Source organism: Companilactobacillus musae, from assembly GCF_003967595.1.
Taxonomy (GTDB): Bacteria; Bacillota; Bacilli; order Lactobacillales; family Lactobacillaceae; genus Companilactobacillus; species Companilactobacillus musae.
In genome coordinates this window covers 41203-61050 of record NZ_BIFW01000009.1, presented here as the reverse complement: position 1 = coordinate 61050, position 19848 = coordinate 41203, and the positions used below count along the sequence as shown (strand labels likewise).

Sequence of the window (19848 nt, the reverse complement as noted above, 5' to 3'; positions counted from 1 at the left end):
TTTTTATAATTTGTTGGTAGAATGACTATGCAATAGAGATGGAGGGAAACACAATGTGGGAAGTATTCTTATATATTAATCCCTTATGTTCGTATTGTTTACATGTGGAACAAGCAATCATCGATTTCACTAGAAAACATGACATTGAAACACAATATCATTTCGTAACAAATTATAATATGGCTACAATTAATGATTATATGCAATTAAAAGGTTTCAAAATTACTGATATTGAGGAACGTAACAACGCATCACAAGAAGTCGTTGAAGCTGCTAAATTATACAAGGCTGCTTCATGTCAAGGCAACAAAAAGGCCCGTAACTTTTTGATGAATCTTCAAGAACAAGTAAATGTTTTAAACAATCCCTTTGATGATACCACTATCAAATGTGCAATTAACAATAGTGGGCTCGATTATAAATCAATCATGGCTGATAAAGACAGTCAATGCGTCGTACAAGGATTGAAACGTGATCAACAGTTATCAATGGAAATGAACATTTATAAAGCTCCTACAGCTGTTGTCTTCGATTGTGAAAATGAATCTAAACCTGGCGTTATGATTACTGACTTCGGTGATTCATCTTCCCAAGAAGACATTAGTAATAGCATTAATGCAATGTTAGAACGTGAACTTCCTCGTACAGAAAAATATGTCAATTCTAGTACTGTTATCAGTTTGGATAAATTCAGAAGATAACGTTGATAGTCTGCAAACAATAGCATAAGTAAAAAGAGCTTCCACAACTGTGGAGGCTCTTTTGGTTTCTTATAATTTAATAATGGCTGTACTAATAATGTTTTAGACTGTCCACAAGCCATTTGCCAGGCGGGATGAATATAAATTGGTTTTTGAGGATAAAACACCCTATTTTCTAAATACTCCTCAACTGTTAATTGATTTCGTAAATAAAATTCTAGTTTGAATTGTTGAGATTTATGATCATTCTTTTGACGCAATTTTTTTAACATTTGACCATTTATCTGCTGACTACCCACTGGATTATGCTTGGGGCTAAATGTAAATAAATTTAAAAAATTATCTTTTGAAAAAATTATTTTTTCCGCAAAAATTCGATTAAACGGACCTAAAAATTTTATATGATGAAAAAGGATTAACCTTTTTTGGATTGAATCTAACATCAATAAGTAGAATCCCCAATCACAATTAAAGTTCAAAAATTTTAAATGTTCACGCTGAATTTTTTTAGTTAAGTAACTTCCACCTAAGATCCAAAAACTTTCCATACCTATCCTTCTATAACCTTCAACCCGTTGTTGAAAAGTTTCTAGATTAATTTTGGCACATTGATATTCAATTGCAGTCTGATGATTTATCAAAATATCAGGACGTTGTTGTATTTTTGATAAATAAACTTCTGATTCTAAACTTTTTAGTTTAAATTTTTCTAAAAGATCTAACAGCATACTTTTCCCTTGGACATGAATCTGGCGTTCATTGATTGAATTATCAGTTTTATTAATATGCCTGAAATAATTTCTCGAATCAGTCGCTACTAATTTGACCAAACTACTACACCGACAACAATAATAACTTTTATTTTTTTGAGCATTCTGTGCATAAATTAGGACGCCATTTTTATCTAACGCAGCATACATCTTCATCACCTCATACCCAAATTACGCAATAAAAATTATTTCAATTATAAACTCGCTCCCCAGAGATTATTTCCCAATTCAACAAAAGAGGATAACTCTTTCCAATAACGTTTTTCACTTTCATTAAACTTGATTCCGTCAGATAATTTAACTACTAGCACACGATTAAAAAAATATTGTAACTTTCCGGTAAAGGCAACTCCCTCACTCTTTTTTAATTCCAATAAAGTTTCTTGAACATATTTTGTGGTTTCAAAATTGGGATGGTACTTTTTTAATTCATTAGCAAACTTTTCCATTACTTCAATAACTTTTACCTTGTTCTCCATATTTCTCTCCTCCACTTTATGTATTCGCTTACATTAAAATTATGCTATTCATAAGCGTTCTTCGTCAACGGTCTTTTTTAAAGCATAAAAAATCCTCATGTGACAACCATCAAAAATGGTCACTACATGAGGATTCCTTATTATATGAGAATCAAATAATACTCTATCTCACTATTTTTATTTGCCAAAGTAATATCTTGTTAACTCTAAAGCAGTCTTAGACATAACTTGCTTACCATATTCTGATAAAACTGCAGCTGTGACTTTAGTCTTGAAACTATATTCACTAAGTAATGCCAAAACATCACTATAAGTCATTTCATGCATCTCATCTGTGAAAAGAATTAATTGTAAATAATACTTATTTTCATACTCCCAGAGATTGGAAATTCCACTTTCTAAGTGGAGTAAATTAGCCAATTGGACGTAATCTTCAAAGTCCTTAAATTCAACAATAATTGTTTTTGTAGGTGTATCTGGGTCATTCAAATATGGAGCAGTATCACTGTCATATTCTTCAGTTCCAACTTTCTCATCATCCAAATCATTACCATTGTTATCAGCAACTGAATTCTGTAGCCCATTTAATGGCAATGAACCTGTACCCTCAGAATCATCACTCTTGCTAATTAATAATTCCAAACCTGACTTGTTTGGCATTATTTGGAAAGTAACAGGTTCATTATTCGTAAAAACATGATCCTTATCAACTTCATCCAAAATACTATAAAAGAACGATTCAATTTGCTTCTTATTACCAAGCAAGTCTAAAACAGTAACCCCACGCTCTTGTAAATCTTCTGTACTAAGAATGACTCTGATTGTATTCTCATTAAGTCGATCCATTTCCATCATAGTCACCTCAATTCTGTATCTACATTTTAACAGTCTGAAAAACTATTTCAACTATCATATACCGATAATTCTAGTCATTCAAACAATATACTAAACGTCGTTATACTAGTCAAAAATAATGACTTAGATATTATATTTCTCAAGTACATCGTCTTTTACAACAAGAAAATGTACTTGAAGACAAAAAAAAGACCACTCTCTAAAAGAAAGTGATCGGATAATTTTTAAAGTCCAGCCATTAATTGAGCCTTTTGAAGTTCCATAGTTCTGACACTTCTTGGCAAGAATCTTCTAATTTCGTCTTCATTGAAACCAACTTGGAGACGTTTGTCATCCATGATGATTGGACGCTTCAACAAACCAGGATTTGTTTGAACCAAATCCAACAATTGATCAATTGTTAAATCGTCAAGATCAACCTTAAGGTTTTGGAATGCTTTTGAACGAGTAGAAATGATTTCTTCTGTCCCGTTTTCAGTCATTTGAAGTACTTGTTTGATTTCTTGCTTATTTAAAGGTTCTGAGTAAATGTTTCTTTCTTTGTAAGGAATGTCATGTTGTTCAAGCCAAGCCTTGGCTTTACGACATGAAGTGCAACTTGGAGATGTATAAATGGTTACCATATATAATCTCTCCTTTCCTGTGTAGTATCAAACTCTTTAAACACAATAACATTGTAACTTAATATATTTATAAAATCTATAGTTTTTCAATAAAAAATTACGAATGTTTGTTCTTAAATTGTTAAATTGTGAAAACATGTACCCGTTAAATAGCCACCTATGTAAAATGTTCACAAATTACATAAATATTAGTTTATTTATTTCATTAGTTATAATTTATGTTACTTTCAATGTAAACTAATCATTCTATTACCAAACCTAGATATTGATTTCTAATCCTTGGAATGCATTAACAACCGGAATATCTTCAGCATATTTTTGTGATTGCTTTAACATAATCTCTGCATCTACCGTCTGAGGTAAGTGACTAATCATTAAACGCTTTACATTAGCTTCTTTAGCTAACGTCCCGGCCTCTTTTGTATTAAGATGAGCTTTGCGACCAGTAACGTCTTCAGGAAAATTAGTGTCAGCAATCAATAGATCAGCATCTTTGGAAAAATCGACTAAGCCATCGAAGTATGTAGTATCAGCTGTATAAACTAATACTTTACCTTCCTTATCAGTGATACGCATGGCATACGCTGGAACGGGATGTACCGTTCTAAGAAATTCAAACTTAAGATTACCAATTTGTGTAGGTTCGTAATCGTTATAAGCAATTCCTTTAGTAGCATTTTCAACTGATAATTGCGCATAGTTGACAAAATCCTGAGTATGACCATAAATAGGTAGTAGATTTTCTTTTTTAGCAGCAAGCCATTCGTACTGCAAAACACCAACATCTGCTGTATGATCATGGTGATAGTGAGATAGGACTACTGCATCCAAGTCGGTTGGTTTCATGTAATTAGATAGTGCATTCAAAACGCCACTACCACAATCAATCAACAAATTCTTGTCGTCATCTTGTAAAAGATAACCGGATGTACCTATCCCATTGTGGGGATAACCGCCATAAAAACCTAAAACTGTAACTAACATAGAAAACCTCCAAAAAAATTTAAGTTGAAAGGATTTCAATAATTATGAACATAACATTAAAGCTAGGCACATATAATTTTTTAAAGAGTCAGCTAACTTCTGCTGATACTTTATTAAAACCCTTATTTCATGCTAACGCAGACCATCTTTTAATAAAAAATTTATCAACATTTGCACAATATCGTAGTATTAGTGGGGTTTACGACCCATCAAAAAATTTATATTCTTTGACTTATTTAAAACTAAATGCCGATCAAGCCAAGTTATTTGAAGATAAATTATTTGGACCCCATCAATACTCCTTTAATTCTACATCAACCGCTGTCCTTCAAAAAAGGGAAAGTCCACGAGAATATTTAATTATTAGAACCTTCACTGAAACAAGTCAAATCAAAGCTTGGCAAAAAATGCTACAAGAAGAGATCCAAAAACAAATTCAAGGTACGACTGAAGAGGACTTCGGTTTCTTCTCCAAAGCTTATTCGCTTATAGATTAAATTTCTGCTTGACGCCACGCCAAGACACTTGAAAACTAATCAACCCGAACAAACCATAAAGTACAATATAACCACCATAAATTAAAATAATATTTTTAGAAATATGGCGGCCAAAATCAAACATTGCAATTGCCACAAATGATTGAATTAAAGCAAAAATTATCGGTATCAAGAAAGTCAATGTATTTTCACGTCGGATAATTCCCTTGATCTCACTTTCTTCTACTCCAATCTTTTGTAAAGTCCGTAATTGTCTTGATTGATAGTCATCGCGTAATAGTATTCTCAAAGTCAAAACACTGCCTAAGGCAATTAATAGGGCCACGCTGAACAACGCTACAATAAAGAGGTAAAATCCCCCACCTTGCTTGAAACGTTTCTTCACCCCGCCCTGACGTAGGAATCCAGCTTGAGTATAGGTTGCCGCCTCATACTTGTTGGGTTCTTTTTTCATGACTTCAATACTGGATTTAGCCAACGTCGACTTGAAATTGACCTTCATATAATAAGCATCCCGATAACTATTTAATTTTTGCATTTGTGCATGACTTAAACGATCGCCCTTTTTGAAATCCCAACCGTAAAAAGTATCCTTAACTTCGGCCGGCATTTTCTCATAATACTTATTAGGAACAATCATCATCGGTCCAAAATGCATCGAACTTCCATAAGGAAACGAATACCCTAATTTAGCAGTTGGAATCATTGGTGCGTCTTTAACTTGAATATCATGTTCTTTTTCATGATTGTTATACATAACTGAAGAACTAAAACCTATTTTCAAAAATTGATGCGAATTAATTTTACTATTACCTTTACGCATTCTCTTGGGTAATGACATATAGTCAGAATAAGACATAAAAGTCATCGGTTGACGGTTATATGATTGTTCAGCCTTACTATAATAAGAAACTAAATTAATTTTGACATCAGTTCGATAGCTGCCTTTGACCTTGGCATCATTCTTTTTAAGTTCTTCACGAATAACCTTGACCGTATTCTTATTAGCTGCTAATTCAAATGGATAGGCACTATTATAGTTCTGATGAACCGCTTGATAACCAAAATAGCAAAACGTCAATAATGCTAAAGCCATTGCAGATAATTCTGTTACAAACCAAAGAATCGAAATGTTTTGAAACAATCTTTCTTTCATATATTTAAAAGAAAAGATATTTACTCCTGAATATGCGACTGAATGGATTCTTTGCATTATATTTAAAATTGATGGTAAGAATCCAAAATAGACCAAGTAGGTTCCAAAAATATCAGCCCCCATAATGTACATTATTTCCGTTAAAGGTTTTGCGGAATAACTGATAGTATGCATATCCTTGAACAAATATAAAGTACAAACTTGCGCTGTTAGCAACAAAATAATTCCAAAAAGTCCTGCCGGGATACGTAACCACCATCGTGTTTTGATTAAGGGTCTTCTTTTTTTCTTTTGTAAGATTCTAATTGTCTTAATGGCATTGATAATACTTAAAATCAATGTGGAAATAAAAAACACTCTAATTAAAAGCCAGATACTGCTCAGACTAATATGCATTTCAAAGTTAAATCGAACTCGCATTAAATAAAATAACAACATTCCCATAAATTTTTGAAAAATCAGCATCAACGTTATGCCAATAACCCAAGCAATTGCTTGAACAATAATAGTTTGAAAAAAACTAATTGCCACAATAACCCAGCGTTGCATTCCCAACTTTTCAAAAGTTAAAAATTCATTTCTCTGTTGTTTGATGAAAAAACCACCGACATAAATCATGTAGATGAAAGCACAAAAAGCAAAAATACTACTCATAATCATGGTAGTGTCATTAATAAATGATCCCCAAAATCTTAAAGCAAAATGTAAAGAGGGATTGTCCCCCATTGATAAAAGAATTCCATAAACTCCAATAGCAAAACTACAAGCTAAAATATAAATTAAATAGCTATCTCGCATATTGGACAAACTACGTTTAATAATTTTGCGATACATTGAAGTAATCTCCTCCTCCAATAGTTCGTTGCATGTTAATTATTTGTTCAAAAAACTTATCACGATTACCCGGATTAACAACTTCTGAAAAAACTACACCATCTTTGATAAAAACAACTCGACTGCAATAGCTAGCTGTGAACGCATCATGAGTTGCCATAATGATCGTTGTTTTTTCCTTTTGATTGATCAATTGCATATAATTCAACAAAATCGTAGCTGACTTAGAATCCAAACTTCCAGTTGGCTCATCTGCAAACAGAATTTCAGGATTATTGATCAACGCTCTAGCAGCGGCTACAATTTGACGTTGCCCCAAAGATAGCTCATCAACCGACCGATCTGATAACTTTTCAATGTTCAAAAGTTGCATCATATGATTAAAACGTTCTTCAATCAATTTTTTATTGGAACGATTTAAGGCTAATGGTAAAATGACATTTTCCTTAACATTTAGTGAATCTAATAATTCAAAGCTTTGGTAAATAAAGCCCATCTTATTTCGACGATATTTAGCCTGATCTCGGTCATGAAATTGTGTCAGATCTAAACCATCAATAATAATTTGTCCATGATCAGGACGTTGATTAGTCGATATCATATTTAAGAGTGTTGTCTTTCCCGCACCAGAAGGTCCCATGATGCCTAAGAATTCCCCATGGTCTACTTCTAAACTGATATCTTTAATGGCATGGACGGCGTTACGTTTCTTACCAAAATCTTTTGAAATATTCTTTACAGCAATTTGCACAGTAATTTCTCCATATTTAATTAATTATTGTTATCATACTATATAGTGTCTTTATTCTAGCACGGAGGAAAATTTATCATGGCTAAAATTATGATTATTGAGGACGATCCTTCTATCTCCCAACTGATCAGTGAAAATCTTAAAAAGTGGCAAATGAGTTCTTATATTACCAAAGACTTCAATAATATTATTGAACAGTTCAACGAATATCAACCTGACTTAGTTTTACTTGATATCAATCTGCCGGTTTATGACGGTTATTACTGGAACCAAGAGATTAGAAAAATCTCTAAAATTCCGATTATCATTATTTCATCTCGTAATTCCAACATGGACCAAATCATGTCTATGAATATGGGTGCAGATGATTTTGTAGAAAAACCATTTTCCGTTGATATTTTGATTGCTAAAATCAATGCACTCCTACGTCGAACTTATGATTTCACTAAAAATACTAGTGACACAATTGAACATAATGGTTTAAAGTTGAATCTTTCTAGTGGAAACGTTGAAATTGATGATAACAAAATCGATCTTTCCAAAAATGAATACAAATTATTACAACGTTTACTCAAAGATCAAGGTAAAATCGTTACTCGTGAACAATTACTAAATTTCATGTGGGATGATGAACGATTCGTTGATGATAATACTTTGACCGTTAACATCAATCGTCTCCGCAGCAAAATAGAAAAGTATGGTCTTAAAGATTATATTGTAACTAAAGTTGGACAAGGATACATTATTCCCTAACGAGGTAAAAGATGACATTCTTTAAATATTTACGTGACCATATTTATTCCATTCTTATTGTTTTAGTGGGGATGACTTTCGTTGAATTAGTACTCTTCTTAGATCCAAGAGTCAATTTTCACATGGGTACATTGATCTACACTTGGGTCTTGGCAATGGTTTTTTTAGTTGCTAATTTAAGCATCTCCTATTTGCATAAACGTACTTGGTACAAACAATTAGAAAGTTACCAGGAAGATTTATCTAAAGAATTATTTGGAGCACGCAATAACGAGCAAAGATTTATTCAAAATAAAATCAACAATATTTCATTAGAGTATCGTAACGAATTGACTGAGTTATATCAAAATCAAAAAGATCAACGCGAATATACTGAATCTTGGGTTCACGATATTAAGGTTCCTCTAGCGGCCTTAAAATTATCACAAGATGATGAACTGGACAAAAAATTAATTGCTGAAGAATTAGATCAAATTGATTACTTGGTCGATCAAGCTTTATATTTTGCCCGCTTAAATAACTTTTCGAATGATTACTTGATTCAAGAGCAAGATTTAAACGATATCGTCAAATCTTGTATCCGAACTAATAAAAGACTTTTTATCAGTAAACGAATTGGCATTAATTTGGACGTTACTGATAAAAAGGTTCTTACTGACGAAAAATGGTTAAGTTTTATTATTAATCAGATCGTTTCTAACAGTCTCAAATATACCGATCAAGGTGGTAAAATTAACATTTTTACTACCACGACAAATAACAATATTGAACTGCATATTAAAGATAATGGTATCGGAATTACTGAGCAAGATATCAGTCGTATTTTTAACAAGGGCTTCACCGGCAGTAATGGTCGTCGTTCCGGAAGCAAGTCGACTGGTATGGGATTATATCTAGTCAAAAAAATGGCTGACAAGCTTGGTCATACTATTCAAGTCAAATCCCATCCTAATTCCGGTACAGAAACAATTATTACTTTTTTAGATTTGCCTTATTATAAATAAAACAAATAAATACCCGTAAGCTCATCGCTTACGGGTATTTATTCTTTATCGTTACTACGAGTACTCAACAATATAAACTCAGCTCTTTTCTCATTGCTTCTAGCGAAACATCTTGAGGGTTTTCTTTAAATTCACGAATTGCTTTTTCATATAGTTGATTATCAATATCATCCTCGATTTTTTCGACCGCAATCGAACGAAGAAAGTCTGAGACACTCATATTCTTGGATTTAGCATAATTTTTAATCAATTTTTCATCTTTGCCATCCAAATAGAGAGAGATTGTAGCCATTTCTCGTCACCTACCCTTATTATCACCTACAGTCTATTATGTCGAACACATTTTTTCAATTGTAAACACTTTCACAAAACAAAATTGTATAAAAAATATTCTAACATTTGATTATGAATCATCTCAAAATAATATACCATTTTGGCATAATACTTTTGTATGCAGTCATTATTGAATGATAACGTCCATTAAATATGGCTTTTACATGACCACAAAAAAATCCGTTTGGCTTAACTGTAAATACAGTATTTTACCAAATCGGATTTTTTATAAATGATGATAATCTTTTACATTTTTAGAGTTAAAGCATTCAAAGCTACAACAACTGTTGATAGTGACATGACCACTGCCCCGACAGCTGGACTAAGTACAAACCCTACTCCAGCTAGAATACCGGCAGCTAATGGAATAGCGATAATATTGTAACCGGCACCCCACCAGAGATTTTCAACCGTCTTGCGATAAGTATTATGTGATAGTTTTAAGAATTTAATGATGTCACTAGGATCGCTGTTATATAAAACAACGTCCGCTGAATCAATCGCAACATCAGTTCCGGCACCAATAGCTACACCGATAGTAGCAGTTGCCAAACTAGGTGCATCATTAATACCATCACCAACCATCAAAACATGATGACCGTCTAATTCTAACTGTTTAATAACCTGATGTTTGTCCTCAGGCAACAGCTCAGCTCTAAACTCATCAATCCCCATCTGTTTAGCCATTATAGCAGCAGCTTCTTTATTATCACCAGTCAACATGATTGGCTTAATATTTCTAGCCTTTAATTCTTTAATAAACTCAATGGTATTCTTCTTGATACGATCACCTAAAGCTACGAATCCTAATACTTTTTGATCAGTTACTAAATAACTAATAGTATTACCTTCGTCTAAATATGTTTGAACATATTTTTTATCTAATGAAATATTCTTTTCATTCAAATACTTCATGTTAACTAAATAATATTTATGATTATCGTAACTTCCGCTCATACCGTAACCCTTAATTGCCTGAATATCATCAAGAGCAACTGGTGCTACTTTTTTATCTTTAGCATAAGAAACAATACTACTTGCAATGGGATGACTTGAACCGCCCTCAATACCAGCAATAATTGCCAAAAGGTTCTTATCATCAATTGATCCATCAACACTCTTTAAACCATTGACTGTAAACTTACCCTCAGTTAAAGTACCAGTTTTATCCATTGCTACATAATCGATTTTACGACTATTCTCCATTGCCTGATTATCACGAACGATCAAACCATTAGTAGCCGCAATTGAAGTACTACGTGACATTACCAAAGGAATAGCAAGTCCTAATGCATGTGGACAAGCAATAACTAAAACAGCCACCAAACGATTCAAGGCAGTATTCATATCACCAAAGATCAACCAATAAACAAAAGCAATAATTCCAACTGTCAAAGCGGCATAGAACAACCAACTAGAAACCTTGTCAGCCAACATTTGCGACTTAGAGCGATTATTCTGAGCATCAGAAACTAACTTACTGATTTGAGATAAATAACCTTCACCAGCTGATTTATCGACTTTGATTCTAATCGTACCCTCACCATTGATTGAACCACCGACAACTTTAGAATCCAATTGCTTTTTAACTGCTTTTGATTCACCAGTAATTAAAGATTCATTGACGTAACTTTCACCACTGACAATATGACCATCAAGTGGAACTGATTCTCCGGCACGAATCTCAACGATATCGCCAGCTTTTACCATGGAAATATCATGATCCATTGTGGTATCACCGTGAACCATATGAACTTGGTTAGGAACAAGTGAAGCAATCTTTTGTAAAGCATTACCGGCACTCATGGTAGACTTCATTTCAATCCAATGACCTAAAAGCATGATCACGATCAAAGAAGCTAGTTCCCAGAAGAAATCCATTATATGCGTTGAGGAATGAAGTAAATTATTCTCAACAAAAGCATATAAACTATAAATATAAGCAACACTGATACCCATGGTGATCAAAGTCATCATCGCAGGTTTTTTCTCAGCTAATTCTCCACGTGCTCCAGTGATAAATGGTTTACCACCATAAAAGTAAAGAAAAGTTGCTAAAACTAAAACTATCCAATCAGATCCAGGAAATTGAACTTGAAATGGTAGATTCAATCCCATGAAAGGTGAAAGAATAAAAACTGGTATTGCTAAAACAAGTGAGATCCAAAACTTCTTTCTCAAGTCCCCCATATCCATCATATGACCACCGTGCATCATCATATGACTGTTGGACATATCGCCATCAGACATATCCATTTTTGAATGATCCATATTCATATCTTTCATATTCTCATTTTTCATTTCAAATCCGCCTCCAAACAATCGCATTCGACTTCTTTAGGAGCCGTCTTTGCCTTCTCAGTTAGAGTTTGAATAATTGTGGCAATATCATTCTGCGAGATTTCTGAATTTTCGATTAAATCATTGATGGCATAACCTTTACGCATACAGCAAAGATTATCGAATAGATCAGTGACACTTTCATGAATTGCTGAATCCTCTGCAATCAATGGCTTGTAAACATATGGACGTTTAGTTTCATCCGCAGCAAGAAAACCTTTCTTTTGCAATCGACCAATCAGAGTTTTAATTGTGGCAGCCTTCCAATCAGTCTTTCTTTCAAGAATATCAATAACTTCCTTACTTGTAGTTTGACCTAATGTCCAAATGATCCTCATTACTTGCCATTCAGCTCGACTCATTGATTCTACTTCTTTCATGTCATCCTCTCCTCTCAAAGTTTACATCTGTAATCCTTCTTAACAAAGAACAGTTTACAACCGTAAACATAATATGTAAAGTTTTAACTCTACAAAATTTAGAAACAAAAAGAATATCCTTTCAGAGATAGACATCTACTGAAAAGATATTCTTTTTCATTACCATTTTATCTAATTGGACAAGCACCACCGGCACAGTCAGATTGATCGACTAATTCGATATCCTTCTTGTCGTGGTTGTCATTTTGTTGTGCGAATACTTTAGCAACATTCTCATCTACTTCAGATTCACGTTCTTGATAAACTTTCTTATCAATTGGTTCTTTAGGTGCTTGTTTGAAATCAGCACCACTATATGGCAATAGTGAAGTTGACTTCGTAATATGTCTGTATTGATACATTAATGGAGCAATTTGATCTGCTTCATTTGGTTGGAATGTAATAGTACAGCTGACCGCATTATCTGACCAATATGTTTGTAAAAATGCTTGTGTAGCAAATTGCTCAGCGATTGAAACTGAACCTGCAGAAGCAAAGTTAGGATTGTCAGCGTTAGCAGCCTTAACTGGAAATTCAACGCACATCGTGTGCTTTGTATAGACATCAGGTTCAATCTTATATCCACAAGCCTTTAGAGCTGGCAACAATGGATCTGAATCTTGGAATCTGATTCTTTGAATTAAGTAACCTGCATAATGGAAATGCATACCTTCAGAAACACCAGCCAATTTAGCAACAGTACCTGATGGTTTAACCGTTGTATGCTTGATTGATGCCTTACATCCTAGAGCTTTAGAGTACTCCTTGTCAGCTTCAACAACTGTCTTGTACAAGTCATCGAATTTCTCAACAACGCGTTGATCGTAGATAGGTTTTTGAACAGTTTCTCCTGTTTCAGGATCTGTGGTAGGTTCAAAACCAGTCACAACACGATTACCAAAGGTTGTCAGAATCCAATCTTGGATACCGGACATTGAGACTCCGATACGACGATTCTTTTGAATAACATTACGTGAAACTTCCCAATCGTAATTGCTGAATGTAACACGTTTTGTATAACGAGCAGCTAAACCAAAAGCTTCTTCAAGACTCCAACCTTGTTGAGTTGCAATCAATGGAAAAATTTCAAATAAGTTACATGGTTCACCATTACTTAGAGAAATTTCACCACAAGGGTTAGTTCCTTCTACCCCATCGTCAATTCCTGGTTGATAGCCATCAATTACACGTCCATAATTACGTGACAATTCAAGGTTAACAATACCAGGTTCACCATTATGAGTGATTGAATCAGCAATTGGAGCATACTTATTAAATTTAGAATCAACTGCCACACTATTATTTGAAGCCCAGCGGTGATGATAAAGTTGTTTTTGGTCTTGTTTCATAGTGATGAAATCATCATCAGTTGCGCCACCAAGTGCCAACTCAGCAGAACGACGAACATTACCAGCTACAACAGTTTTACCAATCAAGTTACCCATATCAGTACAATCAACCGAAGTTAACTTTCTGCCAATAGCATTGTTCAAAACATTGTTGATATCAAAGAACATTTCAATCAAAGGAACAGGACCTGAAGCAGTTCCACCGAAACCTTTGATTTTTTCACCCTTAGCACGGATATCTGTAATATCTAAGACAACGTCTTTTAGACCATCGTTAGTATCATTAAAATGAGCATCGATCATATTGGCATTACCAATAACCCAGCCCTCACGTGTATCAGGTAATTCATAATGACGAGTTGCTGAAATATCATTCTTAGCTAACCAATCATCACGATCAGTTGCCCCAGCAGCGATAGAATCTTTATATGAAGCACTTTCTTTACCGATAAGTACAGTCAAATTAACTTTGTTATCAACTTTAGGCATCAATTTCATATTTGAAGGAACAACGGAAAAACCAACGCCGCCACCCTTCATTAATTGATCAAACATAAATGAAAATGGCATTGAAACAGCTAATTGATCTTTTTGAAGATATGAAGGAACAATATGACTGTCACCATACTTTTGTGGTCTGATGGCAACAAACCAGCAATTATTTAGAGCATCCCCATTACGGTGTTGATACTCAGTCCCTGAGATCCAAAGATTACGTCCTGAAGGAGTGGCAGCTAATCCATAGACCAATTTATATAAATTCTGAGCTTCTTTAACTAATCCGGCATATTGTTCATCAGTTAAATTGTCGTCCTTCAAACGAGGATCAAGATTTATATTACCTTCAACCACACGTTTGACAGTTTCAGACCAGTTTTCAGTTCGACCAAGTTCATCAATGTAACGAGCATAAGTTCGTTTGTATGTGACCCAGCCTAATTCACCCCAGTGGGGTTTAATTGTTTTCTTAACTTCATCGACAAATTCGTCAGACAAAATAATTTTATTAATAACATCCATTAATAATCACTCCACATTTTTTAAATAACACAATATATAGTACCTTGATTCTTTTTTAATAACAACATCTAGTGAGCAACTATTTCTATTGACATTTAGAAATCATCTTTGCGTATTGTTATTTCGGCAATTTAAAATCAAAAAAAATACATATCGTATCTTGAAGACCCTTTATAAATCATAAGCGATAATTCAAAGTCGCAATTACTATTCTAATATCAATTTCGAGAGGTAAGCAATGATTTTTTTAATTTAAACTATGGCTAAAATTTCAAGTGGCTAAAGGCAAATTTTTAGCTTGACACGAACATATGGTTGTCATATCAGTAGTTCCACAGGATAAATAATTTTTTACTATTCTTATAACTATCAAGTAGACCAATTAACTAATCAGAGAAAAATAAAAAGACTGCCAACTATCAGTCGACAATCCTTTTATTTTAAGCCTTTTTCATATGAACTGTATTTCGTTGAGATCTGTACTGCATTAAAGGACCAAGCTCATGTTCTTTTCTATAATGATTCCAATCCATTTTTCGAACCCAAAGCTTAGTACTTTTATCCCCAATATCAGATACTAATATTTTAGACTGACTGAATGGATGAACGACAATTAGTAATAAAGAAAGTATAAAACCTCTTTCAAAGAACAATAATCCAATTATCAATAAGATAGTAATAATATCTAAACTAGTTATTCTACGATAATAAAACTTCTCTTGGTCTAGTGTTTGCATTTTAAAAGTCCCCTTTTACAAGATCTCTTAATACAAATTCACTATACTATACGTCCTCTATTTCAGTTAGGACCTTATAGGAATCTTAACTAATGCTTTAAAAAACTTTATTTAATACTAACTAGACAATTCTTATACATGCATAAGGTTTCTTATAAATTCCTATTTTCAATATATCTTTTGTAGTAATATATCATATGTCTTTAATATGTTTATAAGGGGGAATTACTATCAACAAAGTTCAAAAATTTATCGATAAATTTATTCTTGTATGTTTGGCCATTTTCACAACAGCTTCACTTTTGTTAATGATGACATTCTACTTCAAGAACTTTGCTCTTACTAATTCATTAAGAAATTTATTTTTATTAATAATTTTTCTAGTTTTAGTTTTAGTCGTCGGATATATTTTGACAAAAATAAAAACTGACGATAAAAAGATCAATACTTTTGTATTGTTAGGTTTACTTTTAATCTTCATCATTGTAGCTACTACTTGGATTCTCAATGTTCCTAATCAGCAATTAAGCGACTTTGGTAACTTTTGGAGCCGAGCCCCAGGAATTCTTAACGGAACTAAGATATATGCTCGAGATACTGATTATTTTGCCAAATACGCTTATCAAACTGGATTCATTATTTACGTCGCGGCAGTTATTAAAGTTTTTGGCTATAATATCTTTGCTATTCAATTTCTCAATGTTATTTATCAAGCACTAATTTTACTGTTTACTTATCTTTTGACTCTCAAAGCTTTTAACAAGGTTATTGTTGCCAGATTATCTGTACTATTATTGATGATCAACTTAGACTGGTTTGCTTTAAACAGTCAAACTAGCAATCAGTACTTAGGCTCACTGCTATATCTAATAACTTTTTATCTACTAATGAATGACAAGTTATGGAGTTATCTCTTAGCAGGTGTGACTTTAACTGCTGGTTGTCTTATTAGACCAATTGGTCCCGTCATTATTGCGGGTATAGTTGTTTTTGCCATTATCTACGTTTGGCTAAAGCATCATAATTTCAAATCAGCCTTAAAAATTATTCTTTCACTTTTAGTCTACCTATTACTATTTAGTCTTGCCGGCTGGGGACTAAAAGCTTCTGGTATTAATACCTATGGTTTGTCGAATCACGATCCTGAATGGAAATTTATGACTGGTTTACATTACCAATCAACTGGGACATATTCACCAGACATGAATGACTTTATTGACGATAACAAGCCTCGCTCTGTTACTAAAAAGATTGAACAAAAACAGATCAAACATGAAATCCATTATTTAAATAATAATCACTTGTGGCTTAAATTCTTTATTAACAAAACACAATTACTCTGGTCGACACCAACAATGGCAACTGACTTTACTAATTACGGGGCCAATCATTCTCCTAATACCGTCCAGAAGATTAACTTCTTAGCTTATCTAGGATCGGTCTTCATGATTATTTTCTCTTGGATCGGTTCATTGGATCTCTTCAAGCATAAGTTCAATGATAATTTATACTTATTGATCTTACCTTTAATGGCTTTTGCAGTAGCACAACTTATTATTGAAGTACAAGGACGCTATCGAATTGAATTCTTGCCAATAATTGCAATTCTTGCCGGATTAGGTCTATATCAGTGTTTTAATTTTTTCAAACGTAACAAATTAAAATCTATTTAACTGTTATTTTAATTAATTTCTTCATTTCAAAATTGCTGAATTTAATTTTTTACATTTACATAAAAAGAGATCCTAATGGCTTACAAAAAGTCATTAGGATTTCTTTTTAATATATATTCAAAAAATATCTTATTCGATACAAATATTATAATTTAAGACTGCTTGCCTTAACCCATTCATTTGTAGCAACTTGATAATATGTTTCACCTTTTAAGGTCATCTTATTAGCTGTTTGCCAGTCAGAATTTGCTGCTAAACCACGGCCTGTAATTGCTTGTCCATCTTTTGTATATAATGTAGCAACTTGATTCTTTGTAGTTACAACACCAACTGCTGGTGTTACATTTGAACTTGTTGATGGAAGTGTTACATCATCTGCCTTGACCCACTCATTAGTGGCAACTTGGTAATATGTTGTTCCATTTAGAACCATCTTATTAGCTGTTTGCCAACCACTATTGGCTCTCAAACCACGGCCAGTGATTGCTTGTCCATCTTTTGTATATAACGTAGTTGCTTTATCTTTAGTTGTTACAACACCTGTAAATGGTGTTACATTTTCAGTATCAGCATTAGCAATAGTTACTGCACTAGCTGGAACCCATTCATTTGTAGCAACACGATAGTATGTTTGACCTTTGATTACTTTAGTTTCAAAGACCTTCCATGAAGTATTGGCTTTTAAATTACGACCTGTAATAACATTTCCATAGACTGTATACAATGGTGTGTCTTTACCATTTACAGTAACGGTACCAGTTGCAGCATCTTCTGCTTTAGTAACTGTTACAAATTGAGTATTATTATCAGTTTGTAATGTTAATGATGTTGTTTGAGCCTTGTAACCACTTGGTACTTGATCACTTGTCAAATTAATAGCATCGCCAACTTTATCACCGTAAACTTCAGTCTTGCCGACTTCAGTATCATCAGCTGTCTTAAAGATAACTGTATTAAAGACCTTCTTGTTAACAGGAACATTGTATTCCTTACCGTTAACTAAAGTAATCTTTTGTTCTTTATCATTAATCCAGCTGCAACCAGCAGGAATATCTGTCAATGTATAGTCAGTACCGTCTCCACCATTAACAACTTCTGAATTAACCAAATTGCCATTTTGATCAACATAATTTACCTTTACAGAAATCATTGAGGTAACTTTAACACTGACACTATCTTGGTCATTACCAAAAGTTGGATTAGAATCTTTAGCCAATGCATAGCCATCTGGAACGTAAGTAATTGCAGAACCCTTAGTTCCTTCTAAATTGGACTTTTGTCCAACTTCTTTACCAGATTGATCATAATATGTAACATTATTAGTTACGTTTGTTGTTGCTTGGGTAGTAGCTGTATTATCATCAGCATGGACAGTCGTTGGTGTACTTGCAGCGCCAAGAACCATACCTGAAACTAAAAGTCCGCTAAATAACAATGATGTGCTCTTTTTCAAAATAAACCCCTCCATACTTTTATTTCTAAACTATTTCATTATAAAAGGATATATACTCAAATTTTGATTTTTTCACAAGACTTAAAACTATTTTAAATAAATCATCTTGTAACAGTTCTGTAAAATTTGCTTTGTATCGCTTGTGCTACTCTTATAAATGGGATTTATAAGGGGGAAAATATTATTACTAAAAAAAGATTATTTTCATTTTTTATACTGTTATTTTCAATTATCTTAACTGCAAACCATGCGCAAACAGTTAAAGCTAATTCTAAGATCAACGATTATATTATTCAAAATAAGATTCAACCAGCACAAATCCAAAATCAAGAAGGAACTTTTAGTGTCTGGCAAGGGTATCGCTATGGTGTCGGTCAACCTGAAGGAATCGTCGTCCATGAAACTTCAGAAGCTAACGTTACAGCTCAACAATTTACTGACCGTTTCAACAGTCAATGGCCAACGTTAGAAACTTACGTACATGCCTTTGTTGATAATAATCAAATTCTTAATATCCACAATACTGACTACACAGTTTGGGGAGCTGGCCCCACTGCCAATGCCCGTTACATTCAGGTCGAACTCTGTCGAGTTGATTCTTATGATGCATTTGCACATTCATTAGCTAACGACGCATATTATATTGCTGAAAAATTGATTCAATATAATATGCCTGATGTAGCTGGACAAACTGTTTTATCTCACGCTCAAGTCAGCAACCTTTGGCATGAAACAAAACATCAAGATCCTACGTATTACTTCAGCACTTGGGGTTATGATATGGACCAATTCAATGCTTTAATTGCAACTTACTACAACAACTTGAAAACTTATGGTAATGTCAATGAAGACAATCCCAACATTATCAAAGTTCGTAATTCTAATGGACTAGCCGTTCCTATCGTTGGTTTCAACGGTGACGGTTCACTACATGATATTACTAGTCCCGAATTAGCCAACGACTCCGTTTGGTACACTGACCAATCTAAAGAAGTAAATGGCGTTACTTATCGTCGAATCGCTACCAACGAATGGGTCGCTGAAACATATAAGATCTAACAAATAAATCTAGACAATAAAAGAAAGCAACATTTATTAAGTATTTAAGGTATTTAAA

General features: G+C 33.5%; 18 protein-coding genes and 1 pseudogene. 6 read left to right on the top strand and 13 right to left on the bottom strand.

The features are described from left to right. Positions 1-53 precede the first annotated feature (53 nt). Positions 54-701: a DsbA family protein gene (locus LAB100_RS09820; protein WP_119327351.1), complete on the top strand. Its 648-nt coding sequence runs from the start codon at positions 54-56 to the stop codon at positions 699-701. 359 nt (positions 702-1060) lie between these two features. Here the strand turns inward: LAB100_RS09820 and LAB100_RS11810 are convergent. From LAB100_RS11810 to LAB100_RS09795, 5 genes and pseudogenes are all read right to left on the bottom strand, one after another. Then, a pseudogene (locus tag LAB100_RS11810) lies at positions 1061-1621 on the bottom strand (competence protein CoiA); the annotation flags it as partial. 44 nt (positions 1622-1665) lie between these two features. After that, positions 1666-1950: a hypothetical protein gene (locus LAB100_RS09810; RefSeq protein ID WP_119327349.1), complete on the bottom strand. Its 285-nt coding sequence runs from the start codon at positions 1948-1950 to the stop codon at positions 1666-1668. Positions 1951-2127: 177 nt separating this feature from the next. Next, complete coding sequence (locus LAB100_RS09805; protein WP_119327348.1) at positions 2128-2802, bottom strand: adaptor protein MecA; 675 nt, start codon at positions 2800-2802, stop codon at positions 2128-2130. Positions 2803-3029: 227 nt separating this feature from the next. Continuing rightward, complete coding sequence (gene spxA, locus LAB100_RS09800) at positions 3030-3428, bottom strand: transcriptional regulator SpxA (protein WP_057892338.1); 399 nt, start codon at positions 3426-3428, stop codon at positions 3030-3032. 258 nt (positions 3429-3686) lie between these two features. Further along, on the bottom strand, positions 3687-4412 hold the full coding sequence (locus LAB100_RS09795) for an MBL fold metallo-hydrolase (RefSeq protein ID WP_119327347.1): 726 nt from the start codon (positions 4410-4412) through the stop codon (positions 3687-3689). A 44-nt stretch (positions 4413-4456) separates the two neighbouring features. Here LAB100_RS09795 and LAB100_RS09790 point away from each other — a divergent pair, with 44 nt between their 5' ends. Continuing rightward, a complete protein-coding gene (locus LAB100_RS09790; protein ID WP_119327346.1) occupies positions 4457-4909 on the top strand; it encodes a hypothetical protein in 453 nt (150 codons plus the stop codon). On the opposite strand, the gene LAB100_RS09785 is transcribed toward LAB100_RS09790, so the two are convergent. Next, positions 4899-6899, bottom strand: a complete 2001-nt coding sequence (locus LAB100_RS09785) for an ABC transporter permease (RefSeq protein WP_119327345.1) — start codon at positions 6897-6899, stop codon at positions 4899-4901. The genes LAB100_RS09790 and LAB100_RS09785 overlap by 11 nt on opposite strands. Beyond that, positions 6880-7650: an ABC transporter ATP-binding protein gene (locus LAB100_RS09780; RefSeq protein WP_371851219.1), complete on the bottom strand. Its 771-nt coding sequence runs from the start codon at positions 7648-7650 to the stop codon at positions 6880-6882. Before LAB100_RS09780 ends, LAB100_RS09785 begins: the two co-directional genes overlap by 20 nt. Before the next feature lie 78 nt (positions 7651-7728). Here LAB100_RS09780 and LAB100_RS09775 point away from each other — a divergent pair, with 78 nt between their 5' ends. Together LAB100_RS09775 and LAB100_RS09770 are read left to right on the top strand one after the other, a co-directional pair. Continuing rightward, complete coding sequence (locus LAB100_RS09775) at positions 7729-8403, top strand: response regulator transcription factor (protein ID WP_119327343.1); 675 nt, start codon at positions 7729-7731, stop codon at positions 8401-8403. An 11-nt stretch (positions 8404-8414) separates the two neighbouring features. Continuing rightward, a complete protein-coding gene (locus tag LAB100_RS09770) occupies positions 8415-9407 on the top strand; it encodes a sensor histidine kinase (protein WP_119327342.1) in 993 nt (330 codons plus the stop codon). A gap of 64 nt (positions 9408-9471) precedes the next feature. Here the strand turns inward: LAB100_RS09770 and relB are convergent, their stop codons facing one another. The 5 genes from relB to LAB100_RS09745 all read right to left on the bottom strand — a co-directional run bounded on the left by relB (position 9472) and on the right by LAB100_RS09745 (position 15605). Beyond that, a complete protein-coding gene (relB, locus tag LAB100_RS09765) occupies positions 9472-9699 on the bottom strand; it encodes a type II toxin-antitoxin system RelB family antitoxin (protein WP_119327341.1) in 228 nt (75 codons plus the stop codon). A 287-nt stretch (positions 9700-9986) separates the two neighbouring features. Beyond that, positions 9987-12041 carry a heavy metal translocating P-type ATPase gene (locus LAB100_RS09760; protein ID WP_119327340.1) on the bottom strand — a complete coding sequence of 685 codons (2055 nt, stop codon included), beginning with the start codon at positions 12039-12041 and terminating at the stop codon, positions 9987-9989. After that, entirely contained in the window at positions 12038-12460 is a 423-nt protein-coding gene (locus LAB100_RS09755; protein WP_119327339.1) for a CopY/TcrY family copper transport repressor, read from the bottom strand. Before LAB100_RS09755 ends, LAB100_RS09760 begins: the two co-directional genes overlap by 4 nt. 167 nt (positions 12461-12627) lie before the next feature. Beyond that, entirely contained in the window at positions 12628-14868 is a 2241-nt protein-coding gene (gene nrdJ, locus LAB100_RS09750; RefSeq protein WP_119327338.1) for a ribonucleoside-triphosphate reductase, adenosylcobalamin-dependent, read from the bottom strand. A 440-nt stretch (positions 14869-15308) separates the two neighbouring features. Then, positions 15309-15605 (bottom strand): hypothetical protein, encoded by a 297-nt coding sequence (locus LAB100_RS09745; RefSeq protein WP_119327337.1) that lies wholly within the window; start codon positions 15603-15605, stop codon positions 15309-15311. 410 nt (positions 15606-16015) lie between these two features. On the opposite strand from LAB100_RS09745, the gene LAB100_RS09740 reads away from it, so the two are divergent. Beyond that, positions 16016-17278 (top strand): ArnT family glycosyltransferase, encoded by a 1263-nt coding sequence (locus tag LAB100_RS09740; protein WP_246001332.1) that lies wholly within the window; start codon positions 16016-16018, stop codon positions 17276-17278. 145 nt (positions 17279-17423) lie between these two features. On the opposite strand, the gene LAB100_RS09735 is transcribed toward LAB100_RS09740, so the two are convergent. Further along, complete coding sequence (locus LAB100_RS09735; RefSeq protein ID WP_246001330.1) at positions 17424-18731, bottom strand: SLAP domain-containing protein; 1308 nt, start codon at positions 18729-18731, stop codon at positions 17424-17426. 126 nt (positions 18732-18857) lie between these two features. On the opposite strand from LAB100_RS09735, the gene LAB100_RS09730 reads away from it, so the two are divergent. Continuing rightward, a complete protein-coding gene (locus tag LAB100_RS09730) occupies positions 18858-19790 on the top strand; it encodes a peptidoglycan recognition protein family protein (protein WP_119327334.1) in 933 nt (310 codons plus the stop codon). The last annotated feature ends 58 nt before the right edge of the window (positions 19791-19848 follow it).